The following is a 22,882-nucleotide window of genomic DNA, read 5'->3' on the forward strand; positions in this document are numbered from 1 at the left end:
ATTTGAAATACTTTATGATTTTCCTTTGTGATTAAATGGAAAAATATTATAGTGTTAGTATAGAAGCACAATTAATTAAGCAAGGAGTACAGAAGCAGACAAAATGGTACTTAAACAAAAAGTAGGTGTAAAGAATGACAGGCAGAAGAATGGTAGACAGATGGGAAGACGATAACAAGATGTTTATGAGTTTAGCCATTAAGAAAAGAGTATTACCAAGCCTGTATGGCGGTATTGTTGGAGACTTGCTTGGTGTTCCAGTTGAATTTAAAAAAAGAGGAACTTTTGCTATTAATGATATAACGGGATATGGAACCTATAATCAGCCGCCAGGCACTTGGTCGGATGATACTTCGTTAACTTTATGTTTAATTGAAAACTTAATTGAAAAAGGCGATTCAGCTGAGCTCATGCAAAAATTCGTTCAGTATATGGAATCTGGTTATTGGACACCACATCATGAAATGTTCGATATTGGCAGAACGACCAGTGAAGCCATAATCAAGTTTAAAAATGGAGCCCCAGCGCCAGAATGTGGCGGAAATGCCATGTTTGATAATGGGAATGGAGCGTTGATGAGGGTTGCTCCCGTGGCATTTATCCTTTTTAATAACTTTAATTTCATTGAAAAAATCCAAACCATTAAAAAGTATACGGAAGTAACACATGCACATCCGCGTTCTGTGGTAGGTTCCATTATTTATGTCGAGTTTTTACTTAGACTTTATTATAATAATTCTCCCGAAGATGCAATAAGACAAACAAAAAAACTTTTTGATGAGAATTTTGATAAACATCATATATACCAAAAAGAGCTGCAATCCTATTCAAGGATTTTTGAGGAAGATTTCTTTTCATTACCACAAGAAGAAATTCAGTCAGATGGTTATGTCGTTCATACGTTGGAAGCAGCCATTTGGTGTTTAGGAAATTCAAATTCGTTTAGCGATGCCGTTTTAACAGCAGTGAATCTAGGGGATGATACGGATACAGTAGGTGCCATTACAGGGACAATGGCAGGTATGTACTATAAAATGGACGACATTCCTAAAGAATGGCTTGAGAAAATCATCAGAAAAGAAGATATTGATGAATTAATCAACCAATTCCATAGTTTTTGTGCAGATAAAGCCATTAAAGAAAAGTATGGAGATTGATGTAAATCACCCATATTAACTATAAAAAAACCCCTATAAAAGACTTTTATAGGGGTTTTTTATGTCCAGTATCCAGTATATGCTATGTTAAACGGGAAGCGAAGCAGTTTATTATTGGTGATGGAAAATTAAATAATGGAGTGGGAAAATGATAAGAAAAGGTGAGTATACGATCTATAATGGGAAAGAGTATAGATTCATAGAATCTAAAAGCAAAGGATTTATAGAACTAATAAGCAATAACAAGGAAGACATGAATTATGGATTTACCCATTATAAAGATAATATTTATACAAAAGTTATTTCCTTAAATGAAGTAGAAAAGCTATTTTTAATTCATTCTTTTGCAAAATATAAAGGAGAGTTGTTTGGAGCTTCTAATGGCGAGAATGGAAAAATTCTTCTATCAACTCCTCATTTAAAACTAGCTGAAAGATATGGCTTTAAACGTACAGATAAATATCTTTATTCTAAAAATGTAAATTTAGATGAAGTTGAAATAATAGAAGAGCGAAAACTGTTTTCGTTTGATTAAAAATAAATCGTTACAATTAGTAAGACTTACGAAGAGATACAGGATACAAGTGTTATCAAAATGAAAGATTTAAATTAACTTAAGAAAAAGATTACAGATCAAAAAATTTTGAATTTTTTTAAAGGATACAGAAGGGGATTAAGGGATGAGTAATCTGAAAAAGGGAGAGTTGGAAATAGAAGGTGTTTTTATTTTTCCTAACTGTAAATTGGATGATATAAAAACAAAAGAATCTTCAAGTATGTTTAAATCTATAACCCTTGATAGTCATAATGAATCTTTAAGGTTTTTAAAGGCACCTAAATTAGGTAGCAAATATTTTAATGTCCGATTATCATTTGAAAATAATTTAATATCGGGAGTTTATTTGAAAGTAAATGATCCATCCATTAACCAATGGGACTATGAAGAAAAACTATCTCAGCATGGTGCATGGCTTACAGAGAAAATTGGGTATCCAGATGGTATATTGTCTGAAAATGTTTTTGAATGGGGTAAGATTACGCAATGGTATGATCCAAGGTCATGTGATGCAGGAATCAGCATACTATATTTTAAAAGATAAAAAGAAAAAGGTGTATATCTGAATCGTGTAAGAAGATAACTCGGATTATATATTTCTTGAGGTTAAGTATATAAAAGAAAATGTACATAATTAGACGGGAAGGGAATTAATTTGAAAAAGTTGGAATTGGAGAAATTATTAATTAAAGATAATGTTCCAAAAATCTATATAGCCTTAATGGTGGACTACATAATGAGGTACTTTACTTAAATAAAAGAGATAATATTTTGGAAGTCTATTATAGTGAACGTGGGTTGAAATCAAATTTAAAGAAATTTGATACAGAAGATGATGCATGTGAATATTTTTATAAAACAATTTTGGAACTTCTGAATTAATATTCATTCTTCAATACAAGTGACATTATAAAATATTAAATAAGATCAAGTTAGACGAGGTGAAGCTAAAGGTGAAATATGCCATATATAATCATAAGGATTACCTCTTAAATATCCGTAACGACAGGTTAAGACTAAGAACCCATGAACCTGAACAAGGATTTCGTGAAGTTTTTGATCAAACAGGGAATAAGACAAATCTATTTATCAAGGATGTGACTAAAGAAGAAGTTGATTTAGTTTATGAACTAAAGTTTTTGGTAGCTTACAAAGGTAAAGAGTTTGAGCCATATTCATTAGGCAGGCATATCTTGGATGAAAATGAGATTTCGTTATTTAGTATGGATAGTAATGATGTAGACTGCTATGAATTCGAAAAGCAAGAGCAATTTGTTTTTAAAAAGGACGTGCCTCTTAACGACATAGAATCGATTATTGAGGTGAAAAAACCACTATTAATATTTGAAGATTTACCTGAAAGCAGGAAGGTTATACCTAGGGGAGAAGTTAGAGACTATATAATAAAGTTGAATAGTATATGAATGCAATTTAATTTTGATGATAAATACTTATCTGGAGGAACCTATGATAAGAAAAGGAAAGTATGCAATACATAATGGTAGCGAGTATAGTTTTAGTCTACTGGAAGATAAGTCTATAAGGTTAATAAGTAATAAGCATGCTGATCTATCTCAAGGTTTCAAACATTTAGATGAAAATATCTATATAAAAAATGTTTCTGTAGAAGAGGTAGAAAATTTATTTAAGATAAATTCGAAGGCAATATATAAGGGAGAGTTCTTTACAGCATCTGAAGAAAGAAGAACTGGAAAAGTATTGTTGGATACAACAAACACTGAACTTGCTAAAAAGATGGGGTTTGAACGAACAGATAAATTTATGTACTCCAAATCTGTGGAATGGGATGAAGTGAAAATAATCGAGGAGAGGAAACCCTATATATTAGATTAATTTCCTGATTTAAAGCGCCTACATAAAGTAAAAGCGATTATTTCTTCAAAAAGTGGGTATATAGTATTAAGCGGTCTTCCATTTAATATCTAGCACTAAGTTTTCTTTATATTGAATAAGGAGAATTTGGTGGGAGGTGATTAAATGAGGAAAGCCTATGGTATAAAAAGTTTGATGATTTACTTTGAGTCGGTAAATTATCCAATTACGGAAGAGGAAATCAATGATCTAATATTGAATAAAAAGATACCCCACCTCAGACCCATCGATAATTTGCTGATTTTTAATTTGGATCATATTGATGGCTGGCTTAGTGATCAGCAATCCAACCCTTAGTTAATTGAAGCCCTGCTTTAAGTGGAGCTTTGATTTATATGTGTACCTGTAATCTAAGTCTATTGATAAAAAGGAAAAGCTAGCCGAGGTGTTTCATGAAAACCTTGGCTGGCTTTTTGTTTATCTCTTCATTTTCAGAAAAACGAATCAGTCCCAGTTGATTTGGTAACAACAGTATCCTGCCGTTACCAAATCGCCCGAAGGTGGCTGGATTATAATAGCCTAAGCAGAGCCTGTACACCTGTTAGGATAAGCCCTATGATAAAACCGCAGACCGCTCCGTTCACACGAATCCATTGTAAATCTTTTCCTACACCATTTTCCATCATATCAATCAGCGTTTCATTGTCTAGCTTATCTAAATTTTCTTGTACAAGATTGCCGATTTGCGTATGATTTTTTTCAATGAGAACAGTAATTTGTTTCTGTATCCATTGATCGATGCGGGTGCTATTTTCCTTAATATTGTCCAGTATATGATGAATCATTGGAGTCAGGTAAGTATCCATGAAATGTTCATCTTCGACGAAATCCAATGCTTCTTGTTGAATTTGTTTTAGGCTTCCCTCTATTGTCGCTTCGGGCTCCCATTTTGTCAGAAGTTGTTTTTTCCATTTTTCAACTCCTTCTAACAGTTCCCGGTTATGGTTAATGCCTTGTATCTCTTTCCTGATATATAAGATTAAAGCCTCTCTATTTGGTTCTTTCTCGTTTTGTAAATTATTTACGACACTTAATAGCAGGTTTTGGATGATATTCCCAAGTTTCTCTTCGTTAAGTAGACTTTGAATGGATTTAACGGCGAACTGAAGCATACCTTCCAGTTCAATCTTGCTGAGTACATCCATGGAAACAGTGCCAAGTCGGTGACTGGTTTCTTTTTTTCCTAACCAATCTTCCGCTTTTTTCAAAACATGATCCAAAGCCTTCTTATCAAATTCTTCGTTAAGTAACTCTGAACTTACTAAATGTAGAATCTTGCTCATGTCTATGCTAGAAAGTGATGCTTTAATTTTTTTTGCAACGAAAGGTGTAATCTTTTCTATATCTATATAACCAATCATTTGCTTGATCAGTTTAATCAGGACTTTTCTAAAAGTATCACTTTCAATCTCTTTTCCTAAAATAGGGATCAATTTTTCAGTAAATGGAATATGCTTTACTTTGTCCTGAATGCTTTCCTTAGAAAGCCAGTCGTTTTTTAACATCGATACAAGTGCATTTGTCATTCTTTTACGATTGTTGGGCAAAAGCGCTGTATGGGGGATTGGTAATCCAAGCGGATGGCGGAATAATGCAGTGACTGCAAACCAGTCTGCCAATCCGCCGACTAAACCAGCTTCAAACCCTCCATTTAATAAATCTAAAGGCAATGAACCTTGAAATGGAGTGGTTGCAATATAACCCGCCCCCATGATAATTAGTGAATATCTAGCTATTTTTCTTGACGATTTTATTTTTGGTGACATTATATTCTCTCATCCTTAAAATGAAATTCAATTACTATTAACGAATCATCCATATGTTTAATGTCTTACTTTTATCTAGTAGTAGTATAGCAGGTAGTTCAAAAAAATACTCCCAACAAAGGCAGTAAGTTCATTTATTTGAGAATGGGAAAACACTTATTAAGTAATGACACTTTATAAAGCATTTCAATATGAATCGAAATTAGTGGCAAACTAGTTTATAAGGAACCGGAAATTGAATTAGTATTTGTTGTTTTACAGGTTTAATTATTGCTATTGTATGTTTAGCCAGGGCTATAAAAGAAGTGGAGATGTGGTTTCTTTGATACATATATTAATTGCGGATGATGATCGGCATATTCGGGAGTTGCTTAAATTTCACTTGGAAAAGGAAGGGTACATGGTATCGGAAGCGAAGGACGGTAATGAAGCTTCCTTGTTACTGGAGAAGGAACGGATCCATCTGGCTGTTGTCGATATAATGATGCCGTATAAAAACGGACTGGATCTTTGTAAGGAAATCCGGGATCAATATGATCTGCCCGTCATTTTATTGACAGCTAAAGATCAACTTATCGATAAGGAAAAGGGGTACTTTGCGGGTACGGATGATTACCTCGTGAAGCCATTTGAGCCAAGGGAGCTTCTATTTCGAATAAAAGCGCTATTGCGAAGATACCGTATGGTGAATTCTGAATCCATCTCATTGAATCAAACGGTGATTGACCGTAAAAGTTACGAAGTGCGAATAAAGGGGAATACGCTGCTCCTGCCGCTTAAGGAATTTGAGCTGCTGGCCCAGCTGGGGAGTTTTCCTGATCAGGTCTTTACGCGTGAGCAGCTTATTGAACTGGTTTGGGGTGCCGATTTTGCAGGGGATGATCGAACGGTCGATGTCCATATTAAACGGTTGAGGGAACGTTTTGCCGGCCGGACCGATGACTTTGTCATAACGACTGTCCGTGGCTTAGGTTATAAACTGGAGGTCAACAAGAAGTGAAAACACTTTATTTCAGGATAGTTATTCAAACCATTTTGATCATGGTGCTTGCCAGTGTCATCGCTTTTTTAATTTCCAATGTTTATTATCATCAGGTTCAAAAACCCAACAATGGTGAGAAGATAAGCAAAGTCGCAAATGAGATCGTCTCCTTATATGAGGAGAATCCTGATCAGGATATTGATGCGTATTTAAATCATATTGCAGGTTTGCACTATCAAATGTATCTATTTAATGAACAGGGTGAAGGAACTTTATATGGTGAGCCGTTTCGGGATACGAGTTTGGACCGCGACACGATTTCCGAAGTTTTGAATGGAAATACCTATCAAGGGATCGCCAATTATAATAATGGGTTGTTTATTACCGGTTTTTTTGAAGATGTATTAATTAATAGCATTGGGGTCCCGATTAACGTGAATGGCGAAAAGCATGCATTGTTTGTAAGGCCCAATATAGAGCTGCAGTTTGGCGAATTTCGCTTTTTCCTTGCAGTTTTGCTCGTACTGACGCTACTTCTTAGTTTTTTATTTGTGATCATTAATACACGCTTCATCGTTAAGCCAATTACGAAATTAACGGAAGCTGCAAAAAGAATCGCCGATGGGGATTATAGTAGTGAATTGAATGTCACCCGAAGCGATGAAATAGGGGATTTGGCCCAGCATTTCTCGAAAATGACTCAAAGCATACAGCGGTTGGATGATATGAGGCAGGAGTTCGTATCGAATGTATCTCATGAAATTCAATCTCCACTTGCATCCATCCAAGGTTTTTCCCAAACCCTCCAATCGGAGGAATTAACAAAAGAACAAAGAAATCAGTACTTGTCCATCATTGAAAAAGAAAGCAGGCGCATGTCGTCGTTAAGCAAACAGCTGCTCATGCTTGCTTCGTTGGATAAGGTAGAAGATCCACTGCAGCGGTCAAAGTTTGATTTAGCGCAGCAAATCCGGCAGGTGTTGTTCATGCTGGAATGGAATTGGCGGGAAAAAGATATGGTGATCGAAATGGATTTGCCGTCAATCGTCATTTCTGCAGATGAGAAACTTTTAAATCAAGTTTGGACGAATTTGATAACCAATAGCATTAAATACTCGGAAAGCGGCAGTTCGATCCATATTCGGATTAAAAGTATAGGCAGTACTGTTGAAGTGATGATCGCGGATACGGGCATCGGTATTCCAGAAGAAGACCTCCCTTTTATCCTTGATCGCTTTTATAAAGTCGACAAAGTGAGGAACAGGAGTGAAACAGGCAGCGGATTAGGACTTTCGATCACGAAAAAGACGGTTGATCTTCATGGAGGAACGATTGAAGTCCAAAGTGAACTTGGTAAAGGGACCACTTTTTATATACGGCTGCCCTTTATGTAATCAGTTGTTCATCTTCCATTCATATTGAGTGTTTACAATCGAGTCATACCGATTGAAGCAGGACTTGATTGGTAAACAAAAGAAAAGGGAGATGAAATGATGTTTTTGGCAATACGTGAACTAAAGCATTCAAAGTTACGTTATCTGCTGATTGGACTGATCATGATATTGGTCGCTTTGCTTGTCTTTATCATTTCAGGATTAGCTAATGGACTTTCATCAGATAATGCTTCATCCATACAAAACATGAAGGCTGACTATTTCGTCATGGAGCATGACTCTAAAAATAAATTGAATCGATCGATCATATCGATGGAAAAGCTGGATGAAATCCGGGCTATATCGGATGTTAAAGCAGCCGAAGGACTTGGGCAAATGATGATCACATTGAATAAAATCGGCTCTTCGGAGAAAACGGATGTCACGATTTTTGCGACTAATGCCAGTGGGATTTTAGCACCGAAGGTCATAGAAGGAACGAGCTATGACAATAAGAAACAAGGTGAAGTCGTTGCAGATCGTTCTTTAAAAGAAGTCGGTTATAAATTGGGTGATTCACTTAAAGATGACCTATCAGGTAAGGTTTTCACCATTGTTGGTTTTACTGAAAAGCAGTCTTACAGCCATACACCGGCAGTTTACATGAATGTTAAGGGGTGGCAGGAGATTAATCCTGGATTGAAAAATCAAGGTAAAGACTCAATCAGCGCAATAGCCGTGCAAATGGATTCGAAGTCAGAAGAGAATGTACGTGAATCATTGCCTGAAGGTGTAACGCTCATTTCTAAAGAAGAATCACTTCAGAGTATACCAGGGTTCAAGGAGGAACAGGGGACATTGACGATGATGATTGCCTTTTTGTTTGTCATTGCAGCTTTCGTTTTGGCCGTATTCTTTTATGTGATTACTTTGCAGAAGACGAATCAATTTGGAGTCCTTAAAGCACTGGGGGCCAATACGGGCTACCTGGCAAAAAGCATCGTTGGTCAAGTAATGCTGCTTGCCGTGACATGCATAGCCATCAGTGTTGCCCTGACATTCGGCGTCACTTTAATCATGCCAGAAGGAATGCCATTTGAATTGAGTGCCGATTTGGTCATTAAATATTCCGTATTACTTTTGGCTGTATCCGTATTGGGTTCGCTGCTATCACTATACCGAGTAGCGAAGATAGATGCGATCGAAGCAATAGGGAGGGTATCATGATGGGGGATAAACTATTATTTGAAAACGTCAGTAAGGTTTATGGGGAAGGCGATAATAAGGTGAAAGCCCTTGATGATATTTCCCTGAATGTGAGAGCGGGGGAATTCGTCGCCATCGTCGGTCCTTCAGGTTCAGGAAAAAGTACTTTTCTTTCGATAGCAGGTGCTTTACTATCCCCGAGCAAAGGCCGCTTACTGCTGAATGGTGAGGATATTACAACACTATCCCCAAAAGAATTGACTCGGGTGCGCCTTGAAAAGATCGGGTTTGTATTCCAATCGTCGAATCTTGTGCCATATCTCTCCGTACGAGATCAGCTCCTGCTGCTTTCCGAATTGATGGGCAAGCGAGATAAAGCAACTGTGAAAAAAGCGGACGAATTGCTTAGCCACCTTGGACTTGGACATCGGACAGATCACCTGCCCGAAGCACTGTCGGGCGGTGAACGGCAGCGTGTAGCAATCGCCCGTTCGCTGATGAATGATCCAGAAATCATTTTAGCGGATGAACCGACCGCAAGTCTTGATTCCAAAAGAGGCAGGGATGTTGTTGAAATGCTTGCACATGAGGTGAAATCAAGAAATAAAGCGGCCATCATGGTAACGCATGATGAAAGAATGTTGGATTTATGTGATCGAGTGGTCAATATTACGGATGGCAAGGTATTTGGATGAATTTATACGTAAAAAGGCCGCCGCCTCTCCAAAGGAATTAGGAGTTGCGGCGGCCTGAATTGCTTGAAGGGGATGGATAACCGACAGTAAGCGGATGGGATACTAGTCGTTACTTTATATAAACGATTTGCGATTGTATCCCAGATGGTTATTCTCGGATTAATCATGTTTTTTTATTTTAAAGAACAAACAGTGATAGGTTGCTTTCACACCTGAATCATTTCGGTATTCTGTGTCGTATATGTTGATTAACTCTCGAAAAAAGGAAGGGCGCTGGCAGTAGTTTTCTTTGTTGCTGTTAGCAGCGCCAATCTTTTTGATTGAAGTGAAAAATTCACGTACTGTCTGAAAGTACTCCAGTTTAAGCTGTTCTATTTTTGTAATCTCGATTGGAGCTGCTGCTGAATAGGGGATTGCTGCTTCGCAAACTTGGGATAATTCTTCCAGAGTGTAAAACGTTTGGCCTGGTGAACTATCCATGGAAAGTTGAAGCTTTTCTTTCGCTTGTTCATATGATCTATGAAGCTCTTGAAAGGTATCTATTCCGAACGTTGAAAATATCAGGCTTCCTTCCGCCGTTAATCGTGTAAAAAGTTTTTCAAGGGTTGCAGGAAGATCATTCAGCCATTGAAACGTTGCATTGGAAATAATCAAGTCGTAATTTTCATTTAGTGCCATTTCTTCGATGTCCGTACATAAAAATGTAACACGGTCTTCCTTTGTCAATCCTTTTGCCACTTCAACCATACCGGGTGCCAAATCAACAGCCGTAATGGCGGCATTAGGGAATGTTTTGACGAGTAACCTGGTTAAGTAACCGGTGCCGCAGCCGATTTCAAGAATATTGATTTTATGATTGGTGTTTTTTTGAGGAAGCAAATCCACTAATTGCTTTGCCATGTTTTTTTGAACATTTGCATACGCATCATATGTTTGCGCGTGTTCACTGAATCGCTTGCTTAACAATCGTTTATCTATCATGGACGTACTCCTTTTGAATAAATGTTTTTATATGCTCCATACATTCCTTTGGTTTTGTGAAAAATGGAATATGACCAGCACCTTCGATAATACGAACCTCGGCTTTCCCGCCCAACTTTTCTTTAATGAAAGATGAGGCTTCAAGTGGACAAATTTTGTCTTCCCTCCCATGAAGCATTAAAAAGGGGACTTCAATCCGGTCGAGTCTTGCTCGAGCATCTTTCTGAAGTAAATAATCCAATCCAATCAGAAGCGAAAACACATCATCTCCATGAAACTCGCTTTGACTGGTCTTGGTGAATTGATGATAAAAACCTGCTTCTTTTTCAGCATCGGAAAACATCGCTTCATAGAAGGAAGTCAAAGTCTTCTCTTTATTGCGCGTCAGTTTTTTCTTCATGCGCTCGACCATTCGCGGATCCCAGCCAAATGAATAATTTTCTCCTGTAGTGAACCGACTTGTTGCGCCAAAAAGGATAAAACCTTTTATTCTTTCTCGAAAAGAACTTGAAAGTTCAAGTGATACTAGTGATCCTAATGACCAGCCCAATAAATAAACAGGACCATCGATGGAAGCGATTGTGTTTATGACCCGTTCTTCAAAGTCATTTAGTGCCTTCATATCTCTCCAATCTATAAATGAAAGGTGAAATAGTTCTGACAGCGGTTTGATTAACGGTTGAAACGCCTCTTTTTCCATTCCCCAGCCAGGAAGCACGACTAAATTCGGCTGCTTCATTCAACAACACCCATTTCTTTTCCAATGATCGAAACTTTTTGAACTGCCCAATCAAGATCTTTTTTATCGTGGAGAGCTGTTACGGTAAACCGGATTCTCGCTTCATTTTCAGGAACGGTCGGCGGCCTGACAGCAATAGCAGCAATTCCTTCTTTTTGCAAACGTGCAGCAAATTCCATCGCTTTTTCGTTTTCCCCGATGACGATAGGAACAATTTGTGATCGGCTTCCGCAAATGTTAAACCCGTAATTTGTGAGTTCTTCTCTAAAGTATTCTGAATGTGTTTGGAGCAGTGAGCGGCGTTCTGGTTCTTGCTGTACAAGTTCAATCGCTGTTTTTATAGCACCGAGTATGGCAGGGGGAAGTGCAGTTGAATAGATGAATCCGCGCATGCGATTTTTTAAATAGTCGATGAGCCATTCTTTCCCGACAACATAGGCCCCGAATGAACCAAGCGCTTTACTGAATGTTCCCATTTGGATATCTATTTTATTTTGAAGATGGAGATGACCGGCATAGCCTTCACCGTTTTTACCGTAAATGCCGCTTCCATGTGCTTCATCTGTCATTAACATTGCGTTATAACGTTCCTTTAACCGAACTAGGTCTTCTAGATAAGCGAAGTCACCATCCATGCTGAAGACCGTATCCGTCACGATTAATTTACGTGCTTCAATCGGTGATTTTTTCAAAAATGCTTCTAAATGATCTAAATCATTATGACGATAGCGTACATGCTTTGCTCTGCTTAAAAGAGCTCCATCGACAATGCTTGCATGATTCAATTTATCGCTATAAATAATATCGTTACGGGACAGCAGGGTGGAGATTATTCCAAGGTTCGCGTTATAACCACTGTTGATGATGAGTCCTGCTTCAGCCTTCTTCCAATTGACAAGAGCTTGTTCCGCCTGCTCATAAAGAGGATGATTGCCAACAATTAAACGTGAAGCCGTTGCTCCTGCACCATATGTATGTACGGCATCAACCATAGCCTTTTTCAGCCGCTCATCTCCTGCATATCCTAAATAGTTATTAGAAGCTAGATTAAGCATCCTGCACCCGTTGATCGTAAGCCAAGGCTGCTCGGCACATTCGGTTGATACGAGTTCACGCTTTTGCGAAATCTCTTCTAAATGAGCCAGTTCTTTTTTTATTTTTTCTTCCCAACATGGTAAACGTTTTTCACTGTGCATGGCCATTCTCCTTTTTTATATGTCAACTAAAATTAACTGTAGGTTAACATATAAATTATTCTAATCATGACTCAATGAAACTGTCAAGCTTTGAAAACGAGCATGAGAATAAAGTAATGCTCCATTAATTTGGGAGAATTCAAGGGTCGGAAAAGGCTGGTGGATTATTTAGATACCAGCCAGGAACATGAATCTAACCAGAAAAATCAGTTTAAGGAGAATCGGGCAGCGGTGGTTTTGTTAAGTTAATGTATAAAAATATGTATTAAGCTCATTCATTGAAGATAATCTAACTTCCAAGGTAGTCTTTTTGTTAAACCTTCAAATCTTTGAAGGATTAAATGGGATTCCATGTTACTATAGAGCAGTGAAATTTAACAGAATTCACATTAACCATTACATAAAGGAAGGGTATAAATATGAAAAAGATTTCTTTGGATGTTTTCTTTATATTAATAGGAGCTTTTATTTTCGCTTTGGCAATAAATCTTTTCGTCATTCCCAATGAGCTTGGTGAGGGAGGAGTCACAGGGATAACCATCATTCTGTTTTATCTTTTTGAATGGTCTCCAGGACTGTTAAGTTTGATCATTAACGCTGTCCTGCTCATTGTCGGTTATAAATTTTTGTCGAAAATGACAACGGTATATACAATCGTAGCCGTTGCCTTTAATTCACTTTTCCTCCATTTAACCGAAAGCTGGACGATATCTTCAGATGAATTGGTCATCAATGCGATATTTGGCGGGGTTTTTGCCGGTGCAGGAATTGGCATGATCATTCGTGTTGGAGGCACTACTGCCGGTACGACGATCCTTGCCCGAATTACGAATAAGTATTTGGGATGGAGCTTAAGCTACGGACTTCTGTTTTTCGATTTAATCGTTGCGTTCTCATCTTATTTCATCATTGGCGCAGAAGGTCTGATGCTCACTATACTAATGCTTTATATTGGAACAAAAACGATGGAATTCATCATTGAGGGATTGAATCCGAAAAAAGCGATCACCATCATTTCAAAAGAAGCGGACCAGATTGCAAAACAAGTAACCGAATTGATGGACCGGGGGGTCACTGTTTTTAGTGGTCATGGATACTATACAAAAGAATCCAAGGATATTTTATATATCGTTATAAGTAAGCAAGAGGTACTGAAGTTAAAGAGAATAGTGCAGTCAACGGATAGCAATGCTTTTATAGCCATACATGATGTTCGGGACGTATTCGGTGAAGGTTTCCTGGATATCTCGAAGTCCTGATGGTAATAATGTATAAGCGAAATGAAAAAGCCTAATTAGGCTTTTTTATTTTGCATGGCGAAAAATCTATAAATTCTGAATAATTTGTTATATTATGTAAGTAAGAAACCACACACCCTGAGGAGTGCAGCCATTAAATGTGGAGGTGTCCAAGATGATCCTTTTAAAAGTGGATGACAGAAAGTTTGGGAAAAGCAATATCAAGTACAGTGTCGTTGATAAGGAAACGAATGAATTGATCATTAGCGGTGTGTTTAAGGAATTTGGACAAGCAAGCGATAAATATTATGAATTGAAGGATGAATACGGTCCTTCCAATGTGAAGATGATATTGAAGTGAAAAGAAGGGGACCGACGGGTTTCCCTTTTTTCGTATAATGCCGGGAATGAAAATGCCCGTACAATAAATAATCGGATAAAGGAATAATCAAAGGTTTCTGAATCATATAATTAGTTTAAGAGAGTTCTTAACATCCTTTTTTTACAATATACTACAATTTTATTGTAAAGTATGGAATTTGGTGGTAATATAAAGCGCATAAATGTAAACGTTTGCAATGTTTTTGTGAGGAGGTGATGTAAAAGAAGTACGATAGACTATGAATTTTATAGAATGAATGGCTTTTATTTTACTAATTTTATGCAAACGTTTTCTTAAAATTGCATGAATATTATGAGAAAAAGGGAGAGTGGGTAGGCATGAAGCGTAAAAAATGGTACGGGGGAATTCTTACTGTTTTATTGATTTTTAGTGTGATTTTGGCTGGATGCTCTTCTTCAACTGGCGGAAACAGCGACTCAAAGGATGTCGTGACGCTGGATATATTTCAATTCAAGGTAGAATTCAAGTCGCAATTCGAGACATTGGCAAAACAATATGAAAAAGAAAATCCAAATGTGAAGATCAAGGTATCGACAGTCGGCGGCGGAAATGATTATAAATCAGCCATTACGGCAAAGTTCGCTTCAGGTGAGGAGCCAGCGGTGTTTAACATTGGCGGGCCGGTAGATGTCGCACAATATAAAGATAGATTAACAGATTTAAAGGACACGAAGGCTGCTGCTGCAGCACTTGACGGTACTTTGGATGGCGTGGAAGAGGACGGGCAAGTCCTTGGACTTCCATTTAACCAGGAAGGATACGGCTTGATTTATAACAAACGGATATTTAAAGAAGCCGGAATCAATCCTGATGAAATTACAAGTTATGAAGCCTTAGAGGCGGCAGTTAAGAAAATCGATTCACAAAAAGACAAATTGAAAATCGATGCAGTTTTCGCTTATCCGGTCAAAGAGAAGTGGGTGACAGGAAACCATTTATCCAATGTATTCTTATCACCGGAGTTTGATGGGAATGTGTTAGAAGCAAGTAAGGCACCAACGGTTAAATTCACGGATGGTGACAAGTTTAAACAATTGGTCGATATCCAAAATGAGTATTCCGTCCAGCCGACAGCAAGTCTTGATTACTCCCAACAAGTGGAGGAGCTGTTCTCGCTTGAAAAGGTTGCGATCATTCAGCAAGGTAACTGGGTGTATAACACAGTCTATGATATGGATCCTGAGTTAGCTGAAAAGGGAATTGGCATCATCCCGATTCCAAATGGAGACAATGCAGGCATGCCGGTCGGTGTACCGAACTATTGGGCAGTGAACAAGAAATCGGATGAAAAGGTACAGGAAGCAGCGAAGAAGTTCCTGGACTGGATGTATACATCCGAAGCAGGGAAAAAAGCCGTTTTGGAAGATTTTAAATTCATTCCTGCTTATGAAGGATATGATGTAGAAAAAATTGCCGATCCAATTTCAAAAGAAATTTATAAATACTCTCAAGAAGGAAATACGATTGGATGGGTGTTTAATGGATATCCGGTCGGTTGGAATGATGATCTTGGTGCAAGTGTCCAAAAATACGTAACTGGTAAATTGACTTGGGAGGAACTTGTCCAACAGAACATTGAAAATTGGGAGAAGATTCATAGCAAATAAGTGTTGGGGAATGCAAGTGACCAATCGGCAAGAAAAACGTGTCGATTGGTTGTTCCTTATTATAGAAAAGCCGCTAAGGGATTCATCAAATAACCCAGTCATGATCTAACCCATTAACTATTAAATCATTTCAAGGAGGTCGGTTTCGTTGAGAAATCGGGATGCCGCATATTGGCTGTTTTTGACACCTGTTCTTGCTGCACTCATTTTGGTTGTGATCGTGCCACTCATCTACGGATTTTATTATTCCTTTACGAATTGGAACGGTTTAGGGACACCGGATTTCATCGGTTTTAAGAATTATATAGACTTGTTTACGGATAAAGGGTTCCTTGATACATTTTGGTTCACGATTAAATTTTCCGTAGCGGCAATTGTGGTAATTAATATCATCGGATTAAGTTTGGCTCTCATCGTGACTTCGAAAATTAAATCAAGCAACATATTGCGGACAGTTTTCTTTATGCCCAATTTAATTGGCGGCTTGATACTCGGCTTTATTTGGCAGTTCATTTTTATTAAGGTCTTCGGTGCGATTGGTGACTTGACGGGGATCGAAGCATTTAATGGTTGGTTATCGACGACTGATACAGGTTTTTGGGGATTGATCATTTTAACGTCCTGGCAAATGGCCGGATATATCATGATCATTTATATCGCCTATCTGCAGGCAGTTCCTGAAGACTTGATCGAAGCGGCAAAAATTGACGGAGCTAACAGTTTCCAGCGCTTTCGCCATATAATTTTTCCGCTAGTGGCACCTGCTTTTACCGTCAGTTTGTTTTTGACGCTTTCCCACTCGTTCAAGATCTACGATCAAAACCTTTCCTTGACGAATGGAGCTCCCTATAATTCAACTGAAATGGTTGCGATGAACATTGTAAAATCCGCCTTCACCGAAAACGATATGGCATATGCACAGGCAAAAGCCGTTATCTTTTTCGTAATCGTGGCGGTCGTTTCGCTGACACAAGTCTATTTCAATAAAAAACGGGAGGTTGAGCTGTAATGAAGGGAAAATGGAAATTGTGGCTGATTGGATTCATCGGATTCATTTTGGCCATATTATGGCTCACTCCGTTTTATTTAATGCTTGTTAATGCTTTTAAAATGAAACGGGATATATTTGCCGATACATTGGGACTGCCTGAAACCTGGACATTGGAAAACTTCACTCAAGCTTTCGAGCAATTGGATTTCCTCCGGACTTTATTCAATTCTTTATTGATATCGGGCGTCAGTGTAGTCATCATCATCATTTTTTCTGCGATGGCAGCATACGCTCTTTCCCGAAATAAAAGTAAAATAAGTTCCCTGCTTTTCTTTGTGTTCGTAGCAGCCATGCTGATCCCGTTTCAGTCTGTGATGATACCGCTCGTTGCCCAATTCGGACAGCTTGGGATGCTGAACAAGGCTGGACTGATTTTCATGTATTTAGGTTTTGGCTGCAGTCTATCCATATTCCTATATCATGGTACCTTAAAAGGGATTCCCCTCTCACTAGATGAGGCAGCAAAGATTGATGGTGCAAACCGATTTCAAGTATTTTGGTATATCATATTTCCATTATTAAAGCCGATGTCCATTACTGTTGGGATCTTGAATGTCATTTGGATATGGAACGACTATTTGCTGCCATCCCTTGTTATTGGCGGCGCGGGATCGGAGACCATTCCACTTAAATTATTCTTCTTCTTCGGACAATATACGAAGCAATGGCATCTCGCCTTGGCTGGACTTACTTTATCCATCATTCCAGTCATCATTGCGTACTTTTTTGCTCAGAGGCAAATTATTAAAGGAATTGCAGATGGAGCCGTTAAATAACTATTTAAATATAGGGAATATTAAACCATGTGCGGTGAACGAGGAGTGTTGATGAATTTGTCTGTTACTATAAAAGACGTTGCCAAAAAAGCAAATGTCGCTCCATCAACGGTATCGCGTGTAATCCATAACAGCCCGACAATCAGTGAAAAGACCAAGCGCAAGGTACGCAAGGTATTAAAGGAAATGGGCTATCATATGAATGAAAATGCCCGGAACTTAGTCACGAAGTCAACTAAGGCCATTGGGATCGTCATGAAAAGTTCGGCAAGGGAATCACTTTATAATCCCTTTTTTCCCGAAGTGATCCGGGGCATCGGAGATTTCTGTAATAAAGAAGGGTACAGTCTTTCTCTGACTACCGGCGAGACGGAGGATGCCATCTTTGAGGATGTCGTGAAAATGGTCCAGGGCAGAAGAGTGGATGGCATGATTGTTTTGTACTCTAAAAAGGACGATAAAGTGGTGCCGTATTTATTGAAGCAGGGCTTCCCGTTCGTTTTGATCGGGAAGCCAAGTACGAACATGAGCGGTATCACATTCATTGATAACGATAATGTTCAAGCGGCCAGGGAAGTATCGGAGTTTGTAATCAATCTTGGACATGAGCGAATCGCCTTTTTAGGAGGCAGCCCCGAGTTTGAAGTGATCCAGGACCGCTTGACAGGCTTTCAACAAGCGATGGAACAGGCCGAGGTGGATGTGCGACAGGAATATATCAAATTGATTCCTTTAAATCGAACGGATGGAATAAAGGCGATTGACGAATTGCTGGAATTGAAGGAGGCACCAACCGCTTTTTTGGTTATGGATCTTTTATTGGGTGTGCTCTTACTTGGAGTGTTAGCCGAAAAGAACTTGAAAGTGCCGCAGCAAATAAGCGTCGTCTGTTTTAACCACTCAGAATTCATAGAATTTTTAAGTACCCCGCTGACAACGGTTGATATCCATACGTATCAGTTAGGGTATGAAGCCGCAAAATGCGTTTTCGATCTTATTGCGAATCCGGAAATGATGGAAAAGAGCATCAGCATTCCTACCAAAATCATAAAGCGGGAGTCGCATTTTGTTGCTGAAAAGGAAATTAAATGAAAATTGTAGAAATGTTTTACCAATTAAAGCTTGATTTTTGCTAACATAAATTTACAATATAGATTATCACTATTATTTTTGAAAATTCATACTTTCTAAGGTCGATAAGTATGTTCTTATATTTTGATCATCCCTAACGCAAACGTTTGCGTTTTGAATAAAGAGGTAATAGTTAAACATCAAAACAAGTTGCCGTGAAATTCTTGAATGGAGGAGGTTGTTCATGAGAGTCCTTGTATGGAATGAGTTTCGCCACGAGAAAACAAAGCCTGAAGTAGCAAAAGTATATCCGGATGGCATCCATGGTGCAATTGCCGGCTTTTTACAAAGTGAACAGGTCGAAGTGAGGACCGCTACTCTCGATGAAGAAGAGCACGGATTAACCGAGGAAGTACTGGAACGAACCGATGTACTGCTTTGGTGGGGTCATGTTGCACATGATGTAGTTCAGGATGAAATCATTGCAAGGGTTCACAAGCGAGTACTTGAGGGAATGGGTCTCATCGTCCTCCATTCTGGTCATTTTTCAAAGATCTTCAAACGATTGATGGGAACGACTTGTGATTTGAAATGGCGGGTGGCGGATGAAAGGGAACGGCTTTGGGTAGTCGATCCTAGTCACCCTATCGTTGATGGAATCGGAGAATATATCGAGCTTGAAAAGGAAGAGATGTACGGGGAACATTTTGATATTCCTGCACCAGATCAATTAATATTCGTCAGTTGGTTTGAAGGCGGGGAGATATTCAGAAGCGGTTGCACGTATCAGCGGGGTAAAGGGAGGATTTTCTATTTCCGTCCAGGACATGAAACATATCCTACCTACCATAATCCGGAGATTCAACGTGTGATTAAAAATGCCGTTGATTGGGTCAAGCCGGAATTCGGAATCGCAACGAACTATGGTAAAGCCGAACCGTTGGAATCCATCTCATCCAAAGAGCTGAAGTGAAGGAGAGAACAAAATGGGCATAGTGAAGGTAGGAGTCATTGGATGCGGGAGTATCGCAAAAAACAGGCATTTTCCGGAGTATGAATCACATCAGGAAACGGAGATCATTGCCGTTTGTGATATTGTGCCGGACCGGGCGAATGCAGCAGCACAAAGGTATGGAGCGCAAGCATATACTGATTATATAGAACTTTTGAAGAATGAGGAGATTGAAGCGATCAGTGTGTGTACACCGAATTACCTGCATGCACGCATCACGGTTGCGGCCTTGGAAGCGGGTAAGCATGTCCTATGTGAGAAACCAATGGCTACTTCTTTAGCAGACGCTGAAAAAATGAATGAAGCAGCAGCGAAAAGCGGCAAAATACTAATGATTGGCCATAATCAGCGATTTGTTCCCTCTCATCAAAAAGCGAAACAGCTTATTGAGAGCGGGGAGCTAGGGAAGATCTATAGCTTCCGGACGGCTTTTGGACATTCCGGGCCGGAAACCTGGAGCGTGGACGGACTGGAAAGCTGGTTTTTTAAAAAAGATCAGGCGGTCATTGGTGCAATGGGCGATTTAGGCGTTCATAAAGCTGATTTATTACGGTATATCCTTGGAGAAGAATTTGTTGAAGTGGGAGCCTTTGTGGAAACGACTGCCAAGAAAAACACGGACGTTGATGATAGTGCGGCCTGTATCCTCCGGACGGAGAACGGTATCATCGGAACTCTTACCGCCAGCTGGTCTTATGCAAAAGAAGACAATTCTACCGTCATTTATGCGGAAAAAGCGGTATTGCGCCTTGAAGACGATCCGAAATACTCACTGATCATCCATCATGATAATGGAAAGACAGAAACCATCCAATTAGGAAGCATCCAGACTAATGACTCAGAAGGACAGCATGATTCCGAAGTGATCAGCCACTTTGTAAAATGTGTGGTGGACAATGAGGAGCCTCTTGTCTCAGGAGTTGAAGGGTTAAAATCATTAAAAGTCATTCTTGGCGCGATGGAATCAAATGCATCCCGAAAAATCATCCGCTTATAAAGGGGTTAAAAGTCATCATGTACAAATTAAAAATGGGTATTATCGGTGCTGGCGGAATTGCCCAAAAAAGGCATATCCCAGCTTTTCAAAAATTTCAAGATAAAGTGGTTTTATACGCCATTCAGGATATAGATGAAATGAAGGCGCGGGAAGTGGCGCGGGAATTTCATATCGAGAAGGTTTTCACGAATTATGAAGAAATGTTTGCTGAAGTGGATGCTGTTACAATCGCAACGCCAAACAAGTTTCACGCTGAGATTTCCATTGCTGCCCTGCAAGCGGGTGTACATGTGTTATGCGAAAAGCCGATGGCCATTACAACCGAGGAATGTTTAGCGATAACCGAGGCTGCGAACATATCCGGTAAAGTGTTATCGACTGCCTATCATTACCGCTTCATGAAGGAAGCCCAGGCTGCAAAGAAAATGATTCAGGCCGGTGAAATCGGTGAACCGTATGTAGCGCGTGTACAGGCAATCAGGCGGCGCAAAGTCCCTGGCTGGGGAGTTTTTACAAGCAAGGAATTGCAAGGCGGGGGAAGCGTGATCGATTACGGCTGCCATTTGCTCGATTTGGCATTATGGCTGATGGATGACCCAGAACCGATTGAAATCGTAGGTTCGACATATAATTATGTCAGTAAGGGTGTCGATCAGGTCAATTTATGGGGCAATTTCGATGCCTCGGTATTTGAAGTGGATGACCATGCCACGGCATATATCAAATTTGCCAACGGAGCATCTCTATTATTCGAAACATCTTGGGCCGCGAATATCCGTGAAGAAGCAACTGTTTTGAGTTTATCCGGAACGCAGGGCGGACTTGATGTATTTCCGCTGGTCTTGAATCAGGCTAAGCACGGCATGCTTTTAAACAGTGAGGCTGTATGGATGCCAGGAGAGGATACACCAGACCTGCAACAGGCAGAGAACTTTATCAACAGCTGCCTGGGGTTAGCGGAACCATTGGTAAAACCATCGGAAGCCATGAAAGTTTCGAAAATAATCGAAGCCATCTATCAAAGCTCGGCAAGTGGGAAGGTCATGAGCATAAATTAATGAAAAGGTGAGGTGGGGCATGTGAAATTAGGGGTCTTTACAGTGCTATTTGCTCAAAAATCATTCGAGGATATGCTTGATTATGTCGCGGATTCCGGATTAAAAACAGTTGAAATCGGTACAGGCGGGTATCCAGGGAATATCCATTGTCCACTCGATGAACTGCTCGAAAGTGAAGAAAAGCGCCAAAAATACCTCGAAGCCGTTCAAACAAGAGGGTTAACGATCAGTGCATTCAGCTGCCATGGCAATCCAATCTCTCCTGATGAAACCTTCGCTAAAGAAAGTGATGAAACACTGATCAAAACAATCAAACTTGCATCCTTACTGAACGTCCCGGTCGTCAATACCTTTTCTGGTACAGCGGGTGATCACGAAGGAGCTAAATATCCAAACTGGCCCGTAGCCCCATGGCCGAATGAGTATACAGATGTGCTGAAATGGCAATGGGAAGAAAAATTGATCCCCTATTGGAAGAAAGTGGCCGCCATTGCCGATGAACACAATATAAAAATCGGCCTTGAACTGCATGGGGGCTTTCTCGTCCACACACCCTACACCTTGTTAAAACTGCGGGAAGCTACATCCGATGCAATAGGCGCCAACCTTGATCCAAGCCATCTTTGGTGGCAGGGCATCGAACCAGTCGGAGCCATCAAAATCCTAGGGAAAGCGGGAGCAATCTACCACTTCCACGCAAAAGACACATACCTGGATCAGGATAACATCAATATGTATGGATTGACCGACATGCAGCCTTATGGCAATATCCAGAGCCGTGCCTGGAACTTCCGCTCTGTAGGATGCGGCCACAGCCTGCAAGAGTGGTCCGACATCATGAGCGCCCTTCGCACATACGGTTACGATTACGTCGTCAGCATCGAACACGAAGATCCGCTGATGTCAGTTGAAGAAGGATTCCAACGGGCCGTAACCAATCTGAAAACTGTACTCATCAACGAAAGTCCAACTGATTTATGGTGGGTATAATTTAGAGCCGAAAAGAGCAGCCTAATGCAGGTTGCTTTTTATTTTCGCCCTTACCCGTGCAAAAGTGGATAAGTGGAATTCACGAGTAAAACAGCATAATTCACGAGTAAAAGTGCGAAACTCAGTAAAACAGCA

At 39.6% G+C, this 22,882-nt stretch carries 24 protein-coding genes; 20 read left to right on the plus strand and 4 right to left on the minus strand.

Annotation, left to right across the window (positions count from 1 at the left end):
* Positions 1–134 precede the first annotated feature (134 nt).
* The 6 genes from ACFX4H_RS20865 to ACFX4H_RS20890 all read left to right on the plus strand — a co-directional run bounded on the left by ACFX4H_RS20865 (position 135) and on the right by ACFX4H_RS20890 (position 3,903).
* Entirely contained in the window at positions 135–1,157 is a 1,023-nt protein-coding gene (locus ACFX4H_RS20865; protein ID WP_377436133.1) for an ADP-ribosylglycohydrolase family protein, read from the plus strand.
* A gap of 148 nt (positions 1,158–1,305) precedes the next feature.
* Complete coding sequence (locus ACFX4H_RS20870; RefSeq protein WP_377436134.1) at positions 1,306–1,692, plus strand: hypothetical protein; 387 nt, start codon at positions 1,306–1,308, stop codon at positions 1,690–1,692.
* Between the two features lie 145 nt (positions 1,693–1,837).
* Positions 1,838–2,257, plus strand: coding sequence for a hypothetical protein (locus ACFX4H_RS20875; RefSeq protein WP_377436135.1), 420 nt, complete (start codon positions 1,838–1,840; stop codon positions 2,255–2,257).
* 409 nt (positions 2,258–2,666) lie between these two features.
* Entirely contained in the window at positions 2,667–3,137 is a 471-nt protein-coding gene (locus ACFX4H_RS20880; protein ID WP_034305986.1) for a hypothetical protein, read from the plus strand.
* 43 nt (positions 3,138–3,180) lie between these two features.
* Positions 3,181–3,567, plus strand: coding sequence for a hypothetical protein (locus tag ACFX4H_RS20885; RefSeq protein ID WP_377436136.1), 387 nt, complete (start codon positions 3,181–3,183; stop codon positions 3,565–3,567).
* A 144-nt stretch (positions 3,568–3,711) separates the two neighbouring features.
* Positions 3,712–3,903 (plus strand): hypothetical protein, encoded by a 192-nt coding sequence (locus ACFX4H_RS20890; protein WP_249597443.1) that lies wholly within the window; start codon positions 3,712–3,714, stop codon positions 3,901–3,903.
* Between the two features lie 212 nt (positions 3,904–4,115).
* Here ACFX4H_RS20890 and ACFX4H_RS20895 read toward each other — a convergent pair whose 3' ends face one another.
* Positions 4,116–5,372 (minus strand): DUF445 domain-containing protein, encoded by a 1,257-nt coding sequence (locus ACFX4H_RS20895; RefSeq protein WP_377436137.1) that lies wholly within the window; start codon positions 5,370–5,372, stop codon positions 4,116–4,118.
* A gap of 322 nt (positions 5,373–5,694) precedes the next feature.
* On the opposite strand from ACFX4H_RS20895, the gene ACFX4H_RS20900 reads away from it, so the two are divergent.
* From ACFX4H_RS20900 to ACFX4H_RS20915, 4 genes are all read left to right on the plus strand, one after another.
* Positions 5,695–6,372 (plus strand): response regulator transcription factor, encoded by a 678-nt coding sequence (locus tag ACFX4H_RS20900; protein WP_053533625.1) that lies wholly within the window; start codon positions 5,695–5,697, stop codon positions 6,370–6,372.
* Positions 6,369–7,748, plus strand: coding sequence for a sensor histidine kinase (locus ACFX4H_RS20905; protein WP_377436138.1), 1,380 nt, complete (start codon positions 6,369–6,371; stop codon positions 7,746–7,748). The genes ACFX4H_RS20900 and ACFX4H_RS20905 overlap by 4 nt, the downstream gene beginning before the upstream one ends.
* Positions 7,749–7,847: 99 nt before the next feature.
* Positions 7,848–8,954: an ABC transporter permease gene (locus ACFX4H_RS20910; protein WP_377436195.1), complete on the plus strand. Its 1,107-nt coding sequence runs from the start codon at positions 7,848–7,850 to the stop codon at positions 8,952–8,954.
* Complete coding sequence (locus ACFX4H_RS20915; protein ID WP_377436139.1) at positions 8,951–9,628, plus strand: ABC transporter ATP-binding protein; 678 nt, start codon at positions 8,951–8,953, stop codon at positions 9,626–9,628. The genes ACFX4H_RS20910 and ACFX4H_RS20915 overlap by 4 nt, the downstream gene beginning before the upstream one ends.
* A 159-nt stretch (positions 9,629–9,787) precedes the next feature.
* Here the strand turns inward: ACFX4H_RS20915 and bioC are convergent, their stop codons facing one another.
* From bioC to bioF, 3 genes are read right to left on the minus strand one after another with little or no spacing between them, the layout of a single operon-like run.
* A complete protein-coding gene (bioC, locus tag ACFX4H_RS20920) occupies positions 9,788–10,609 on the minus strand; it encodes a malonyl-ACP O-methyltransferase BioC (protein ID WP_377436140.1) in 822 nt (273 codons plus the stop codon).
* Complete coding sequence (locus tag ACFX4H_RS20925; protein ID WP_377436141.1) at positions 10,599–11,348, minus strand: alpha/beta fold hydrolase; 750 nt, start codon at positions 11,346–11,348, stop codon at positions 10,599–10,601. The genes bioC and ACFX4H_RS20925 overlap by 11 nt, the downstream gene beginning before the upstream one ends.
* Positions 11,345–12,544: an 8-amino-7-oxononanoate synthase gene (gene bioF, locus ACFX4H_RS20930; RefSeq protein WP_377436142.1), complete on the minus strand. Its 1,200-nt coding sequence runs from the start codon at positions 12,542–12,544 to the stop codon at positions 11,345–11,347. Before bioF ends, ACFX4H_RS20925 begins: the two co-directional genes overlap by 4 nt.
* 419 nt (positions 12,545–12,963) lie before the next feature.
* On the opposite strand from bioF, the gene ACFX4H_RS20935 reads away from it, so the two are divergent.
* The 10 genes from ACFX4H_RS20935 (at position 12,964) to ACFX4H_RS20980 (ending at position 22,747) form a co-directional block, all read left to right on the plus strand.
* Complete coding sequence (locus tag ACFX4H_RS20935; RefSeq protein WP_034305961.1) at positions 12,964–13,803, plus strand: YitT family protein; 840 nt, start codon at positions 12,964–12,966, stop codon at positions 13,801–13,803.
* Between the two features lie 154 nt (positions 13,804–13,957).
* Positions 13,958–14,143, plus strand: coding sequence for a hypothetical protein (locus ACFX4H_RS20940; protein ID WP_034305959.1), 186 nt, complete (start codon positions 13,958–13,960; stop codon positions 14,141–14,143).
* A 359-nt stretch (positions 14,144–14,502) separates the two neighbouring features.
* On the plus strand, positions 14,503–15,792 hold the full coding sequence (locus ACFX4H_RS20945; RefSeq protein WP_048686702.1) for an ABC transporter substrate-binding protein: 1,290 nt from the start codon (positions 14,503–14,505) through the stop codon (positions 15,790–15,792).
* A gap of 148 nt (positions 15,793–15,940) precedes the next feature.
* Positions 15,941–16,801 (plus strand): carbohydrate ABC transporter permease, encoded by an 861-nt coding sequence (locus ACFX4H_RS20950; protein ID WP_241637303.1) that lies wholly within the window; start codon positions 15,941–15,943, stop codon positions 16,799–16,801.
* Positions 16,801–17,619 (plus strand): carbohydrate ABC transporter permease, encoded by an 819-nt coding sequence (locus ACFX4H_RS20955; RefSeq protein WP_034305951.1) that lies wholly within the window; start codon positions 16,801–16,803, stop codon positions 17,617–17,619. The genes ACFX4H_RS20950 and ACFX4H_RS20955 overlap by 1 nt, the downstream gene beginning before the upstream one ends.
* A 57-nt stretch (positions 17,620–17,676) precedes the next feature.
* Positions 17,677–18,711: a LacI family DNA-binding transcriptional regulator gene (locus ACFX4H_RS20960; protein WP_241637302.1), complete on the plus strand. Its 1,035-nt coding sequence runs from the start codon at positions 17,677–17,679 to the stop codon at positions 18,709–18,711.
* Between the two features lie 223 nt (positions 18,712–18,934).
* Positions 18,935–19,663: a ThuA domain-containing protein gene (locus ACFX4H_RS20965; RefSeq protein ID WP_241637301.1), complete on the plus strand. Its 729-nt coding sequence runs from the start codon at positions 18,935–18,937 to the stop codon at positions 19,661–19,663.
* 13 nt (positions 19,664–19,676) lie between these two features.
* Positions 19,677–20,699, plus strand: coding sequence for a Gfo/Idh/MocA family protein (locus ACFX4H_RS20970; protein ID WP_377436143.1), 1,023 nt, complete (start codon positions 19,677–19,679; stop codon positions 20,697–20,699).
* Between the two features lie 17 nt (positions 20,700–20,716).
* A complete protein-coding gene (locus ACFX4H_RS20975; RefSeq protein ID WP_034305944.1) occupies positions 20,717–21,757 on the plus strand; it encodes a Gfo/Idh/MocA family protein in 1,041 nt (346 codons plus the stop codon).
* Between the two features lie 21 nt (positions 21,758–21,778).
* Positions 21,779–22,747 carry a sugar phosphate isomerase/epimerase family protein gene (locus ACFX4H_RS20980; protein ID WP_249597450.1) on the plus strand — a complete coding sequence of 323 codons (969 nt, stop codon included), beginning with the start codon at positions 21,779–21,781 and terminating at the stop codon, positions 22,745–22,747.
* Positions 22,748–22,882: the final 135 nt, after the last annotated feature.

This window comes from Peribacillus sp. YIM B13477, assembly GCF_042787955.1.
Classification (GTDB): domain Bacteria; phylum Bacillota; class Bacilli; order Bacillales; family DSM-1321; genus Peribacillus; species Peribacillus frigoritolerans.

Bases quoted from the DNA above. Each gene is read 5' to 3' on its own strand.
- ACFX4H_RS20955 (WP_034305951.1), top strand. From the start codon at position 16,801: ATGAAGGGAAAATGGAAATTGTGGCTGATTGGATTCATCGGATTCATT.
- ACFX4H_RS20945 (WP_048686702.1), top strand. From the start codon at position 14,503: ATGAAGCGTAAAAAATGGTACGGGGGAATTCTTACTGTTTTATTGATT.
- ACFX4H_RS20925 (WP_377436141.1), bottom strand. From the start codon at position 11,348: ATGAAGCAGCCGAATTTAGTCGTGCTTCCTGGCTGGGGAATGGAAAAA.
- ACFX4H_RS20875 (WP_377436135.1), top strand. From the start codon at position 1,838: ATGAGTAATCTGAAAAAGGGAGAGTTGGAAATAGAAGGTGTTTTTATT.
- ACFX4H_RS20970 (WP_377436143.1), top strand. From the start codon at position 19,677: ATGGGCATAGTGAAGGTAGGAGTCATTGGATGCGGGAGTATCGCAAAA.
- ACFX4H_RS20890 (WP_249597443.1), top strand. From the start codon at position 3,712: ATGAGGAAAGCCTATGGTATAAAAAGTTTGATGATTTACTTTGAGTCG.
- ACFX4H_RS20940 (WP_034305959.1), top strand. From the start codon at position 13,958: ATGATCCTTTTAAAAGTGGATGACAGAAAGTTTGGGAAAAGCAATATC.
- bioF (WP_377436142.1), bottom strand. From the start codon at position 12,544: ATGCACAGTGAAAAACGTTTACCATGTTGGGAAGAAAAAATAAAAAAA.
- ACFX4H_RS20885 (WP_377436136.1), top strand. From the start codon at position 3,181: ATGATAAGAAAAGGAAAGTATGCAATACATAATGGTAGCGAGTATAGT.
- ACFX4H_RS20935 (WP_034305961.1), top strand. From the start codon at position 12,964: ATGAAAAAGATTTCTTTGGATGTTTTCTTTATATTAATAGGAGCTTTT.
- ACFX4H_RS20910 (WP_377436195.1), top strand. From the start codon at position 7,848: ATGTTTTTGGCAATACGTGAACTAAAGCATTCAAAGTTACGTTATCTG.
- bioC (WP_377436140.1), bottom strand. From the start codon at position 10,609: ATGATAGATAAACGATTGTTAAGCAAGCGATTCAGTGAACACGCGCAA.
- ACFX4H_RS20865 (WP_377436133.1), top strand. From the start codon at position 135: ATGACAGGCAGAAGAATGGTAGACAGATGGGAAGACGATAACAAGATG.
- ACFX4H_RS20870 (WP_377436134.1), top strand. From the start codon at position 1,306: ATGATAAGAAAAGGTGAGTATACGATCTATAATGGGAAAGAGTATAGA.
- ACFX4H_RS20965 (WP_241637301.1), top strand. From the start codon at position 18,935: ATGAGAGTCCTTGTATGGAATGAGTTTCGCCACGAGAAAACAAAGCCT.
- ACFX4H_RS20915 (WP_377436139.1), top strand. From the start codon at position 8,951: ATGATGGGGGATAAACTATTATTTGAAAACGTCAGTAAGGTTTATGGG.
- ACFX4H_RS20895 (WP_377436137.1), bottom strand. From the start codon at position 5,372: ATGTCACCAAAAATAAAATCGTCAAGAAAAATAGCTAGATATTCACTA.
- ACFX4H_RS20975 (WP_034305944.1), top strand. From the start codon at position 20,717: ATGTACAAATTAAAAATGGGTATTATCGGTGCTGGCGGAATTGCCCAA.